Origin of the sequence: Micromonospora sp. NPDC004551 (genome assembly GCF_040609975.1) — a bacterium.
Lineage (GTDB): Bacteria > Actinomycetota > Actinomycetes > Mycobacteriales > Micromonosporaceae > Micromonospora.
The window spans coordinates 57,165-68,848 of the sequence record NZ_JBEXLM010000025.1 but is presented as its reverse complement, the minus strand read 5'-3'; the positions used below and the strand labels follow the sequence as shown (position 1 = coordinate 68,848).

Genomic DNA, 11,684 nt, shown 5'->3' with positions numbered 1-11,684 from the left:
CTAAGGAATCAGTAACCCTCGATGCCTTCTTGCTCCATGCTGGGGATATCCATCCCTATCTATGGAGGCTTCGATGGTCCCGGCGCGACTGAACGGTCCCGTGCTCTCCCTGTTCCGCATGGTCACCGGCCTGCTCTTCCTCTGCCACGGCGCGGCGTCGCTCTTCGGCGTCCTGGGCGGCAACCCCATGACCGGCAGGGCGCTCCCGGTGGGCGAGTGGCCGGGGTGGTGGGCCGCGCTGATCCAGCTCGTCTGCGGCGTGCTGGTGCCCGTCGGCCTGCTGACCCGGCCCGCGGCCCTGCTCGCCTCCGGCTCGATGGCGTACGCGTACTTCGTGGTGCACCAGCCGGACGGCGCACTGCCGCTGCGCAACGGCGGCGAGCCGGCCGCGCTCTTCTGCTGGTCGTTCCTGCTCGTCGCGGTCCTCGGTCCGGGCACCTGGGCCCTGGACGCGCTGCTCTCCCGCCGCCCCCCGGTCGCCGCCGAACCCGCCGCCCACTCCTCGGTCCCGGCCTGACCAGCCTCGTCCTCGACATCTTGGCAGGAAGTGGCCCCTATGGGGGTCGTTTTCCTACCAAGATCTGATGGGCGACCGTCAGAGGCGGCTGTCGGGGGTGGGGGCTGTGGAGGGTGGGCCGGTTGGGGCAGGCGGTTGCGTCGCTGCTGGGCCGTCGTACCGCCTCCAGGCGCTCACCCCGAGGCGACCGGTGTTGCCGAGGTCGATCGGGCCGTCCAGCTCGACCGGATGGGCGGGTCTGCCCGGCAGTGGGGCGACGTCGAGGTGGGCCGCGTTGCTCGCCACCACCGTGCTGTCGGTGACCAGGTTGCGCCAGAGCAGTGCGGCGCCGGCCCGCTCGCCGGGGCGCAGGACGATCCGGTCGGGCGGCTGGTCGAAGCCGGACGTGATCGGGCGCGCCCCGGGGATCACCTTCACCGTCAACGGGTCCCCGTCGGCGTCCCGGAGGCTGGGCGCCGGGTAACCGCGCAGCACGTACGGGCGGTTGCCGCAGTTGACCAGCTCCAGGCCCATGGCCCGGAGGCCCATGGCGGCGCTCACCCCGAGCTCGGTGATGCGGATTCCCTCCGGCGAGCAGGCCGGTGGCGGTGGTGACGTGCTGGCGGCCGGGCTGGGCGGGGCCGGAGCGGGCATCCGTTCCGGTGTCGCCACCGGGGCGCACGCGCTGAGCAGCGCCACGCTCGCGAGTGCTCCGAGCCGTGCCGCCGCCGTCCGCATCCGCCGATCATCCCAGCCCTCGGCCGTCCGGCATGGCCCGGGGATCGGGCGCGGGCGGGTGCGGCGTGGCCTCGCGGTCAGGCGCGGGTGGGTGCGGCGAGGACCGCGTCGAGCAGCCCCGGGTAGAGGCGCTCCAGCTCCTCGCGGCGCAACCGCACGTAACGGCTCGTGCCGGCGACCCGGGTCCGGGTCAGCCCGGCCTCGCGCAGCACCTTCAGGTGGTGGCTGCGGGTCGCCTTGGAGACCCCGAACTCGAAGGTGCCGCAGGCGTACTCGCCGCCGCCCTCGGCGAGGGTGCGCACGATCTGCAGCCGGACGTCGTCGGCCAGGGCGGCCAGCACGGCGGTGACCGGCACCTCGCGCAGTTCGGGTTCGTGCAGCTCCATGTGACCAGCGTAACCCATGTTCGACATTCGTCGAACAACCTCCTAGAGTCGGCTCCGTTGGTTCGACGATACTCGAACATTGGAGCCGCGATGCGTTCCCGTTCCGCCTTCTTCCCGCTCTTCGCGGCGCTCAGCTGGGGCGTCATGTTCCCCGTGCTGGCCAGCGCGCTCGGCCGGGTGGACGCGCTCAACCTGACCACCGCCCGGTACGTGCTCGCCACCGCCGTGCTGGTCGCCCTGCTCCTGGCCCGGGAAGGGGTGGCCGCCCTGGGCACTGCGCGACGCGGGACCGAGGTGCTGCTGCTCGGCGCGCTCGGCTTTGCCGGCTTCAACACGCTCACCAACCTCGCGCTCGGGATGGCCGCGCCGCAGCAGGTCGCCCTGTTCGCCGCCACCGTGCCGGTGGTCACCCAACTGGTCCGCTGGGCGCGGGACGGCGTACGGCCCCGGCCCGCGCTGCTCGGCCTCTCCCTGGTCGCGCTCGTCGGCGTCGGCCTGGTGATCACCCGCGGCCGGCTCGACGGGCTGGGCGAGTTCGGTCTGGGCGGGCTGCTCATGGTCGGCGCGGTGCTCGGCTGGGCGTTCTACACCCACGGGGCGAGCCGGTTCCCCGAGTGGTCGCCGCTGCGCTACACCACGCTGACCTCCGTCGCCGGCGCGCTCGCCCTGTTCGCCGTCAGCGCGGTCGCCGACCTCACCGGGCTCCAGCACGCGCCGGCCGCCGCCGATCTCGTCGCGGTCTCGCCCCAGCTCGCGTACGCGGTGCTGATCGCCGCCGTCGTCGCGGGCCTGGCCTGGAACACCGGCGTGCGCCGGCTCGGGCCCGCCGACGCCGCGCTGTTCATGAACCTGGTGCCGGTGACCACGTTCGCGGTCCAGCTCCTGCGTGGCTACCGGCCGGGCGCGGTGGAGCTGGTCGGCGCCGGGCTGACCGTGGCCGCCCTGGTGGCCGCGAACCTGGTCACCCGTACCCGGAAGGCGCCCGCCGCCCCGGCGGCGGTCGCGGTGACCGACCACCCCGCGGTGGTCGAGCCGGTCGCGGTCGTCGCGCGCTGACCCGGGCCGGGCGCTCACACCGTGGGAACCCGGCTCGGCAGCGCCCCGGCGCGCGCATAGACTCGGCGGCACAACTGCATACCTCATCCAGAGGGGCTGAGGGATACGGCCCGATGACGCCCCGGCAACCACCCGCGCGCTCGACGACGAGCGACCGCGGGCAGGTGCCAATTCCGTCCCCGCCGCACCCGGCGATGCGGGGAAAGATGAGAGGAACTCCTCGACATGACGTCGACGATCCCCGCCGCCCCCGGCATCGACACCAGCCTCAGCCCGGCCCGCGCCCTGGTCTGCCGCGCCTGTTCGGCGCGCTACCCGCTGGCCGCCCAGCACGCCTGCTACGAGTGCTTCGGCCCGCTGGAGGTCGACTACGACACCGCCGCCCTGGCTGCCGTCACCCGCGAGCAGATCGAGGCCGGCCCGAACAACCTCTGGCGCTACGCCGCCCTGCTCCCCGCCGGTCAGGACCCGGCCACCCGGGTCACCCTCGACCCGGGGCTGACCCCGCTGGTCGCCGCCCCGCACCTCGCCGCCGAGCTGGGGATCACCGCCCCGCTCTGGGTCAAGGACGACAGCGGCAACCCGACCCACTCGTTCAAGGACCGGGTGGTCTCGGTGGCGCTGACCGCGGCCCGGGCCCTCGGCTTCACGCGCTACGCCTGCGCCTCCACCGGCAACCTGGCCAACTCGGTGGCGGCCCACGCGGCCCGGGCCGGGGTGCCGTCGGTGGTCTTCATCCCCAGCGACCTGGAGCAGGGCAAGGTGGTGACCACCGCCGTCTACGGCGGCGACCTGGTCGCCATCGACGGCTCCTACGACGACGTGAACCGGCTCTGCGGCGAGCTGGTGGAGACCGACGAGTTCGAGGACACCGCGTTCGTCAACGTCAACGTGCGGCCCTACTACGCGGAGGGCTCGAAGACCCTCGGCTACGAGGTCGCCGAGCAGCTCGGCTGGCGGATCCCGGCGCAGGTGGTCATCCCGATGGCCAGCGGCGAGCTGCTCACGAAGATCGACAAGGCGTTCGCCGAGCTGGTCGAGATCGGGCTGGTCGAGGCGCCGGCCGGCGGCTGGAAGGTGTTCGGCGCGCAGTCCGCGGGCTGCAACCCGATCGCCACCGCGCTGCACGACGACACCGACACCATCGTCCCGGTCAAGCCGACCGGCATCGCCAAGTCGCTGAACATCGGCGACCCGGCCGCCGGCCTCTACGCGCTGGAGGCGGTGCGCCGCACCGGCGGCTGGATGGAGTACGCCGACGACGACGAGATCCGCGCCGGCATCCGGCTGCTCGCCCGCACCACCGGGGTCTTCGCCGAGACGGCCGGCGGCGTCACCGTGGCGGTGCTGCGCAAGCTGGTCGAGTCCGGCCGGCTCGACCCGGCGGCCGAGACGGTCGTGTTCAACACCGGCGAGGGCCTCAAGACCCTCGACGCGGTCGCGCCCGAGGTCGGGCCCACCCACCGCATCCGGCCCAGTCTCCGCGCCGCCCGCGACGCCGGCCTCCTGTCTTGACCGCCCCCGGCTCACCCGGCCGGGGGAGGGGCGGATCGCCCGGCCGGGGGATTGGGGTGATCCGCTGGGTAACTGGCTTTTCGCTGTGAGTGTGAAAAACGCGCCGACAAGGACTTGACGGCAGGAATTGGACGGCGCAAGATGCTCCGTGCGGGAGGGCATCCGCCGGAGACTTTTCAAGTTCTTGCGACCCAACGCCGGAGGCGTTGTGCGGACGTCCCTCCCGACCAACGTCCGAAGGGGCCAGCGGAAAACCGCTGGCCCCTTCGCTGTGTGGTGAGCCAGGCTCGCGGGCATGGGCATCTCGGTCTCCCCCCTCGATCCGGCCGACCAGGCGACCCTCGACGCGGTCTACCGGACGGCGGCCGCGGCCCAGGCCGTGGACGAGCCGGACCTCCCGCCGCTGTGCCGGCGACGGTTCGAGGCGCCGCTGCGGCACCCGATGCCGGGCGTCGACACCCGGTGGTGGGTCGCGCGCCTCGACGGCGTGCCCGCCGGCTGGCTCCGGCTGTACCTGCACACCCTCGACAACACCGACAACGCGAGCGCCGAACTGGTGGTGGACCCGGCGTACCGGCGGCGCGGGGTGGGGCGGGCGCTGCACGAGCACGGGCTCCGGCTGCTGCGGGAACGCGGCGGCAAGCGGTTGATCGGTTCGACCGTCACCGCCCTGCCCGGCGAGGAGGCCCGGGAGCTGGCCGGTGCCGCCTTCGCCGCCGCCATCGGCGCGAAGCCGGCGCTCGCCGACGTCCGCCGCCGGCTCGACGTCACCGCCCTCGACCGGCCGCGCCTGGCCGGCCTGCTCGCCGGGGCCCGCACCTCCGCCGCCGGCTACCGCACCGTCCGCTGGTCGAACCACACCCCCGAGGAGTACGTCGCCGACGTCGCCTACCTGGAGGGGCGGCTCCTGGTGGACGCGCCCCTCGGTGACCTGGAATGGGAGCAGGAGAAGGTCGACGCCGAGCGGATCCGCGGCACGGAGCGGGCGCTCGACGCACGGGGGGTCCGCCGGTACAGCGCCGGTGCGGTGCACGAGGCGTCCGGTCGGCTGGTCGCCTGGAGCATGGTCAGCCTGGCCGCCAACACCACCTGGCACGCCTGGCAGCAGATCACCATCGTCGACCCGGACCACCGCGGCCACCGGCTCGGGCTGCTCACGAAGATCGAGAACCTCGAACACGCACTCGCGCACGAACCCGAGCTGCGCGTGATCGACACCTTCAACGCGGCGACGAACACCCACATGATCGCGATCAACGAGCAACTCGGCTACCGGCCGGTGGCCGGCTCGACCGACTGGCAGCTGACGATCTGACTTGTGACACGCCACTACTGATCTGGTGGCTCGCTGTTGCATGATGGCGGGCATGACGGAGACCCCGCACCCCCTGTACGACAGGCACGCCGAGACCCTCGACCGGGCGCTGACCGCGATCACGGAGCGCGGGTACTGGTCCGCCTATCCCGAGTCCCCCAGCCCCCGGGTCTACGGCGAGACCGCCGCCGCCGACGGCAAGGCCGCCTTCGAGGCGTACCTGGGTGGCGACTTCCCGCTCGACCAGCCCGGCGACGGCGCCACGGTCGCCACCGAGGTCAGCCCCTTCGGCGTGCCGCTCGACGTGCGCTACCCGCACGCCGAGGCGGACCAGCTCGTGGCCGCCGCCACCGCCGCCCTGCCGGCCTGGCGCGACGCCGGCCCGCAGGCCCGGGTGGGCGTCTGTCTGGAGATCCTCGACCGGCTGCACAAGAACGTCTTCGAGCTGGCCAACGCGGTGCAGTTCACCAGCGGCCAGGCCTTCGTGATGGCCTTCCAGGCCGGCGGCGCGCACGCGCTGGACCGGGCGCTGGAGGCGGTCGCCTACGCGTACGCCGAGATGACCCGGCACCCGGGCACGGCCGGCTGGGAGAAGGCCGCCGGCAAGGGCGACCCGCTGCGGATGAGCAAGACCTTCCACGTGGTGCCCCGCGGCGTGGCGCTGGTGATCGGCTGCAACACCTTCCCGACCTGGAACTCGTACCCCGGGCTCTTCGCCTCGCTGGCCACCGGCAACCCGGTCGTCGTCAAGCCGCACCCGCGCGCCGTGCTGCCGCTCGCCATCACCGTGAAGTACGCCCGCCAGGTGCTCGCCGAGGCCGGCTTCGACCCCAACCTGGTGCAGCTCGCCCCCGAGGCGGCCGGTGAGAAGCTCGCCTCGACCCTGGCCCTGCACCCCGGCGTGAGAATCGTGGACTTCACCGGCTCCACCGAGTACGGCGACTGGCTGGAGGCCAACGCGCGGCAGGCCGCCGTCTACACCGAGAAGGCCGGCCTGAACACGGTGGTGATCGACTCCACCGACGACTTCGCCGGGATGTGCCGCAACCTGGGCTTCACGCTGACCCTGTACAGCGGCCAGATGTGCACCACCTCGCAGAACCTCCTGATCCCCCGGGGCGGCATCGAGACCGACCAGGGGCACAAGAGCTTCGACGAGGTGGCCGCCGGCATCGCCGGCGCGGTCGCCAAGCTCACCGCCGACCCGGCCCGGGGCGTCGAGCTGACCGGCGCGATCGTCAACGACGGCGTGCTGGAGCGGCTGGAGGAGGTCACCAAGGTCGGCGAGCCGGTGCTGGAGTCGCGGACCGTGGCGCACCCGTCCTTCCCGGACGCCGTGGTGCGGACGCCCACCGTGGTGAAGCTCGACGCGACGGACACCGGGATCTACTCCCGCGAGTGGTTCGGCCCGATCTCGTTCGCCATCGCGACCGACTCGACCGCGCACAGCCTGGCGATCCTCCGCTCGACCGTCGGGGAGAAGGGCGCCCTGACCGCGGGCGTCTACTCGACCGACGAGGCCGTGCTGGACGCGGCCGAGGCGGCGGCGATCGACGCCGGCGTGCACCTGTCCTGCAACCTGACCGGCGGCGTGTTCGTCAACCAGTCCGCGGCGTTCTCCGACTTCCACGGCTCCGGGGCGAACCCGGCGGCGAATTCGGCGCTGACCGACGGGGCGTACGTGGCGAACCGCTTCCGCATCGTGCAGAGCCGTAGGCACGTCTGATCCTGCGGTGGTGCACCCGACCTCGTCGTTGTGGTGAGTGCCCTCGTCGGTGGAACGTCATGGAGGTCGAGCCGAGCTTTTGACCTCCATGGCGTTTCACCCAGGCTGTGGTCAGGCGGGGCGGCGCATCTGGAGTTCGTGGAGTGACGGGATGCGCGGGTGCGGGACGCGTGCGCCGGTGTCCACGAAGCCCAGCTTCTCGTACGCCCGGCAGGCGCGGTCGTTGCCGACCACGACCTCCAGCATGAGTTCGGGCCGGCCGCACGCCCGGGACCAGGCGGCCACCTCGTCCACCAGCGCGCCGAGCAGCCCGCTGCCCCGCCAGGTGGGCGTCACGTAGACGGCGTAGATGAGGGTCAACCCCGGCTCGTCCGGGGCGACCGTGCCGCCGGCGTGGCCGACCAGGCGGCCGCCCGGATCGGCCACGAACTGCGCGTTCTGTTCCCCCTGCGAGACGGCGGCGATCCGGGCCGCGTACTCGGCGTGCGGCCGGGCGGCGGCCTCGGCCACGGTCTCCAGGAACGCCAGCGGGGAGTCGGCCAGCATCTCCAGCCGGAGCGCCCGCATCCGGGCGGCGTCCGCCGGACGGACCCGGCGGACGGTGGTGGTCGTGGTGGGCGCGCTGGTCATGTCGCATGCATACCGGAAGGGCGCGTACCCGCGCCCGGCCGGGCCCGCATCGCGACCGGAATATGCCCGATTTGTGGTCGTGCGCGGTCGTCACTCCTCGTGTAGCGTGCGATTTCGGTCACCCGATTCAGCGGCCGTCACCGATCGCCGAACCGGTGACTGGCCGGTGCCGGTCCGCCGGTTCCCGGGGTTGTGGAACGCCGCGCAGAGTGAGGAAGTGCACCGTGGCACAGGGCACCGTGAAGTGGTTCAACTCGGAAAAGGGCTACGGCTTCATCGCCGTCGACGGCGGGCAGGACGTCTTCGTCCACTTCTCCGCGATCGAGATGGACGGCTACAAGGCGTTGGACGACGGCCAGCGGGTCGAGTTCGAGATCGCCCAGGGCCAGAAGGGCCCGCAGGCCGAGCGGGTCCGCGTCATCGCCTGATCCTTCGTGCGGCCGCCGCCCGATCGGCGGCCGCGACACCCCGACGAGGGGGCTGCGGCGCAGGCCCGCGCCGTGGAAGATCATGAGCCGTTCCAGCCGTCGCTGCTGAGGAGGGTTCATGTCCGACCTGCCCCCGTCGGGTTCCGCCGAGCCGGTGCCCCCGGCGTCGCCCGGTGCGCCGGTCGACCCGACCCGGCCCACGCCGCCGGCCCCCGAGCCGGCCCCGGCGTCGGGGCATGCGGTCGACCCCACCCCGCCCGGGTCCCCCACCCCGGCTCAGGCGGTCCGGCCGGCCGCCCCCGGTGACAGCGTTGTGCCGGCGCAACCCGGCCCGTCCGCCGCACCCGGCTCGCCGGTCACCCCCGGCGGGTTCGCCGCGCCCGGCCAGTCCGACACCGGTGGGCAGCCCTGGGGGCCATATCCGGTGGATCCGGCCGGGCCGCCGCAGGGCTGGACCTGGCCGGCGGGCGCCGCTCCGCTGCCCGGCGCGGCCTACCCCGGCCACCCGCTGCCCGGCGGAACCTACCCGGGCCACCCGATGCCCGGCGCCGGCTACCCCGTGCCCGGCCAGCCGTATGGCTGGCACCCGGGTCTCGACCCGCAGGACCCGCTGGTCACCCCGCCGCACGCGGGCATCGGCGCCTGGTTCAGCCGGTGCGGGGGCGCGCTGCGGCGCGGCTGGCGCCAGCTCCTGCCGATCATGCTGCTGACCCAGACGGTCCCGGCGGCGGCGATCGCGGTCATCTCGCTCGCCCTCGCACCGACCGAGCAGCCGGTCACCGGCCCGGACGGCGCCCCGGTGCTGCCCAGCGGCTACTTCGAGCACGTGTTCGCCTTCTACGGCGCGGTGCTGCTCGCCGCCCTGATCTTCGGCCCGCTGCAGAGCACCGGCTGGGCCGCCGGCACCTGGGTGGTCGCCCGCCAGGCGGCCGGGGAGCCGGTCGGTGTCGGCGCCGCCCTCCGCTACGGGCTGCGCCGCGCCCTCGGCCTCTGGGGCTGGACCATCGTGGCCTCGCTGCTGATCGCGGTCGGCGCCTGCTTCTGCCTGCTACCGGGCCTCTACGCGGCGTTCGCTTTCGCCCTGTTCGGCCCGATCTATCTGTTCGAGCGGCAGGAGCCGATCGGCCGGGCCTGGCGGATGTTCCACCAGCGGTTCGGCATGGTGCTGGGTCGGGTGGCGCTGGTCATCTGCGTGCTGATCGCCGCGGCGGTGCTGGACGGCGTGCTCGGGCTGATCAACCAGCTCGTCTTCGGCGTGGATCCGATGGCCGCTGCGGGCACCGCGGCGGGCGCCGTGGCGCTGGCCGTGGCGGGCGCGGTGCTGGCCACCCCGGCCTATCTGGCGCAGCTCGTCGGGCTGGTGGCGACCTACGCCGAGCAGCGGGCGCAGGAAGGCCCGGTGAACGCCGCCCGACTGGCCGCGGAACTCGGCTGAGCGGGGGCAGTGTGCTTGCACTCGGCTAGGGAGAGTGCTAAACAAGTCATTGGCACTCGCGTACGGTGAGTGCCAATGGTCGGGACGGTAGGGCAACGGTCGCGACGGTCGTCAGATGGCGCCGGAGCGGCACGGGGCCGGTCGTCGCGGGCTGTCCGGCCCGACCGAGGAGACGTCGTCGTCGCCAGGTGGCGACGTCCCCAAGGTGCGTACACCAGACGGCCCATCCGGGGAACCCTCGGATGGCCCGTGAGTGTCCAGGAGGACAACGCCGTATGGCCAAGATGATCGCGTTCGACGAAGAGGCGCGCCGCGGCCTCGAGCGGGGCATGAACCAGCTCGCCGACGCCGTGAAGGTGACCCTCGGCCCCAAGGGCCGCAACGTCGTGCTCGAGAAGAAGTGGGGTGCCCCCACCATCACGAACGATGGTGTGAGCATCGCCAAGGAGATCGAGCTCGAGGACCCCTACGAGAAGATCGGCGCCGAGCTGGTCAAGGAGGTCGCGAAGAAGACCGACGACGTGGCCGGTGACGGCACGACGACGGCGACCGTCCTGGCCCAGGCCCTGGTCCGTGAGGGTCTGCGCAACGTGGCCGCCGGCGCCAACCCGATGGCCCTGAAGCGGGGCATCGAGGCCGCCGTGGCCAACGTCTCGGAGGAGCTGCTGAAGCTCGCCAAGGACGTGGAGACCAAGGAGCAGATCGCCTCCACCGCCTCCATCTCCGCCGCCGACCCCAGCGTCGGTGAGATCATCGCCGAGGCGATGGACAAGGTCGGCAAGGAAGGCGTCATCACCGTCGAGGAGAGCAACACCTTCGGCCTCGAGCTTGAGCTCACCGAGGGCATGCGCTTCGACAAGGGCTACATCTCCGCCTACTTCATGACCGACCCGGAGCGTATGGAGGCCGTCTTCGACGACCCGTACCTCCTGATCGTCAACAGCAAGATCTCCTCGGTGAAGGACCTGCTCCCGATCCTGGAGAAGGTCATGCAGTCGGGCAAGCCGCTGCTGATCATCTCCGAGGACATCGAGGGCGAGGCCCTGGCCACCCTGGTGGTCAACAAGGTCCGCGGCACCTTCAAGTCGGTCGCCGTCAAGGCGCCGGGCTTCGGTGACCGCCGCAAGGCCATGCTGGCCGACATCGCCATCCTCACCGGTGGTCAGGTCATCAGCGAGGAGGTCGGCCTCAAGCTCGACGCCGTCAGCCTCGACATGCTGGGCCGCGCCCGCAAGGTCGTGGTGACCAAGGACGAGACCACCATCGTCGACGGTGCCGGCGACGCCGAGCAGATCCAGGGTCGGGTCAACCAGATCCGGGCCGAGATCGAGAAGAGCGACTCCGACTACGACCGCGAGAAGCTGCAGGAGCGCCTGGCCAAGCTGGCCGGCGGTGTTGCGGTGATCAAGGTCGGCGCGGCCACCGAGGTCGAGCTGAAGGAGCGCAAGCACCGCATCGAGGACGCCGTCCGCAACGCGAAGGCCGCCGTCGAGGAGGGCATCGTCCCGGGTGGTGGCGTCGCGCTGGTGCAGGCCGGCAAGACCGCCTTCGACAAGCTGGACCTGGCGGGCGACGAGGCGACCGGCGCGCAGATCGTCAAGATCGCGCTGGACGCCCCGCTGCGGCAGATCGCCGTCAACGCCGGCCTCGAGGGTGGCGTCGTCGTCGAGCGCGTCCGCAACCTCGACCCGGGTCACGGCCTCAACGCCGCGACCGGCGAGTACGTGGACCTGCTGGCCGCGGGCATCATCGACCCGGCCAAGGTGACGCGTTCCGCCCTGCAGAACGCCGCCTCGATCGCCGCGCTGTTCCTCACCACCGAGGCCGTCGTGGCGGACAAGCCGGAGAAGACCCCGGCCGCCCCGGCTGGCCCGGGTGGCGGGGAGATGGACTTCTGAGTCCTGCTCCACCCAGCACGCCGAAGGGGGCGGGCCGCGTCAGCGGTCCGCCCCCTTTCCG

Annotated in this window: 11 protein-coding genes and 1 riboswitch; of the genes, 8 read left to right on the top strand and 3 right to left on the bottom strand. The window is 72.7% G+C overall.

Annotated features, from left to right (window positions below):
* Positions 1 to 73 precede the first annotated feature (73 nt).
* Positions 74 to 517: a DoxX family protein gene (locus ABZW14_RS25515; protein WP_355351045.1), complete on the top strand. Its 444-nt coding sequence runs from the start codon at positions 74 to 76 to the stop codon at positions 515 to 517.
* A gap of 78 nt (positions 518 to 595) precedes the next feature.
* Here the strand turns inward: ABZW14_RS25515 and ABZW14_RS25510 are convergent, their stop codons facing one another.
* Positions 596 to 1,234, bottom strand: a complete 639-nt coding sequence (locus ABZW14_RS25510; protein ID WP_355351043.1) for a DUF4232 domain-containing protein — start codon at positions 1,232 to 1,234, stop codon at positions 596 to 598.
* Between the two features lie 77 nt (positions 1,235 to 1,311).
* A complete protein-coding gene (locus tag ABZW14_RS25505) occupies positions 1,312 to 1,620 on the bottom strand; it encodes a metalloregulator ArsR/SmtB family transcription factor (RefSeq protein ID WP_355351041.1) in 309 nt (102 codons plus the stop codon).
* 90 nt (positions 1,621 to 1,710) lie between these two features.
* Here ABZW14_RS25505 and ABZW14_RS25500 point away from each other — a divergent pair, with 90 nt between their 5' ends.
* The 4 genes from ABZW14_RS25500 to paaN all read left to right on the top strand — a co-directional run bounded on the left by ABZW14_RS25500 (position 1,711) and on the right by paaN (position 7,232).
* Entirely contained in the window at positions 1,711 to 2,676 is a 966-nt protein-coding gene (locus tag ABZW14_RS25500) for a DMT family transporter (RefSeq protein WP_355351039.1), read from the top strand.
* A gap of 80 nt (positions 2,677 to 2,756) precedes the next feature.
* Positions 2,757 to 2,889, top strand: a riboswitch (SAM riboswitch).
* A 12-nt stretch (positions 2,890 to 2,901) separates the two neighbouring features.
* A complete protein-coding gene (gene thrC / locus ABZW14_RS25495) occupies positions 2,902 to 4,191 on the top strand; it encodes a threonine synthase (RefSeq protein WP_355351037.1) in 1,290 nt (429 codons plus the stop codon).
* Between the two features lie 295 nt (positions 4,192 to 4,486).
* Positions 4,487 to 5,506, top strand: a complete 1,020-nt coding sequence (locus tag ABZW14_RS25490; protein WP_355351035.1) for a GNAT family N-acetyltransferase — start codon at positions 4,487 to 4,489, stop codon at positions 5,504 to 5,506.
* A gap of 52 nt (positions 5,507 to 5,558) precedes the next feature.
* A complete protein-coding gene (gene paaN / locus ABZW14_RS25485) occupies positions 5,559 to 7,232 on the top strand; it encodes a phenylacetic acid degradation protein PaaN (protein WP_355351033.1) in 1,674 nt (557 codons plus the stop codon).
* Between the two features lie 111 nt (positions 7,233 to 7,343).
* Here paaN and ABZW14_RS25480 read toward each other — a convergent pair whose 3' ends face one another.
* Entirely contained in the window at positions 7,344 to 7,862 is a 519-nt protein-coding gene (locus ABZW14_RS25480; protein WP_355351031.1) for a GNAT family N-acetyltransferase, read from the bottom strand.
* A 224-nt stretch (positions 7,863 to 8,086) separates the two neighbouring features.
* On the opposite strand from ABZW14_RS25480, the gene ABZW14_RS25475 reads away from it, so the two are divergent.
* The 3 genes from ABZW14_RS25475 (at position 8,087) to groL (ending at position 11,623) form a co-directional block, all read left to right on the top strand.
* Positions 8,087 to 8,290 carry a cold-shock protein gene (locus tag ABZW14_RS25475; protein WP_067305333.1) on the top strand — a complete coding sequence of 68 codons (204 nt, stop codon included), beginning with the start codon at positions 8,087 to 8,089 and terminating at the stop codon, positions 8,288 to 8,290.
* A 118-nt stretch (positions 8,291 to 8,408) separates the two neighbouring features.
* Positions 8,409 to 9,725, top strand: a complete 1,317-nt coding sequence (locus tag ABZW14_RS25470) for a hypothetical protein (protein ID WP_355351029.1) — start codon at positions 8,409 to 8,411, stop codon at positions 9,723 to 9,725.
* A 275-nt stretch (positions 9,726 to 10,000) separates the two neighbouring features.
* Positions 10,001 to 11,623: a chaperonin GroEL gene (gene groL / locus ABZW14_RS25465; protein WP_091267381.1), complete on the top strand. Its 1,623-nt coding sequence runs from the start codon at positions 10,001 to 10,003 to the stop codon at positions 11,621 to 11,623.
* The last annotated feature ends 61 nt before the right edge of the window (positions 11,624 to 11,684 follow it).

Excerpts from the sequence above, each read along its gene's own strand:
- ABZW14_RS25515 (WP_355351045.1), top strand. The coding sequence starts at position 74 with ATGGTCCCGGCGCGACTGAACGGTCCCGTGCTCTCCCTGTTCCGCATG.
- ABZW14_RS25510 (WP_355351043.1), bottom strand. The coding sequence starts at position 1,234 with ATGCGGACGGCGGCGGCACGGCTCGGAGCACTCGCGAGCGTGGCGCTG.
- ABZW14_RS25505 (WP_355351041.1), bottom strand. The coding sequence starts at position 1,620 with ATGGAGCTGCACGAACCCGAACTGCGCGAGGTGCCGGTCACCGCCGTG.
- ABZW14_RS25500 (WP_355351039.1), top strand. The coding sequence starts at position 1,711 with ATGCGTTCCCGTTCCGCCTTCTTCCCGCTCTTCGCGGCGCTCAGCTGG.
- thrC (WP_355351037.1), top strand. The coding sequence starts at position 2,902 with ATGACGTCGACGATCCCCGCCGCCCCCGGCATCGACACCAGCCTCAGC.
- ABZW14_RS25490 (WP_355351035.1), top strand. The coding sequence starts at position 4,487 with ATGGGCATCTCGGTCTCCCCCCTCGATCCGGCCGACCAGGCGACCCTC.
- paaN (WP_355351033.1), top strand. The coding sequence starts at position 5,559 with ATGACGGAGACCCCGCACCCCCTGTACGACAGGCACGCCGAGACCCTC.
- ABZW14_RS25480 (WP_355351031.1), bottom strand. The coding sequence starts at position 7,862 with ATGACCAGCGCGCCCACCACGACCACCACCGTCCGCCGGGTCCGTCCG.
- ABZW14_RS25470 (WP_355351029.1), top strand. The coding sequence starts at position 8,409 with ATGTCCGACCTGCCCCCGTCGGGTTCCGCCGAGCCGGTGCCCCCGGCG.
- groL (WP_091267381.1), top strand. The coding sequence starts at position 10,001 with ATGGCCAAGATGATCGCGTTCGACGAAGAGGCGCGCCGCGGCCTCGAG.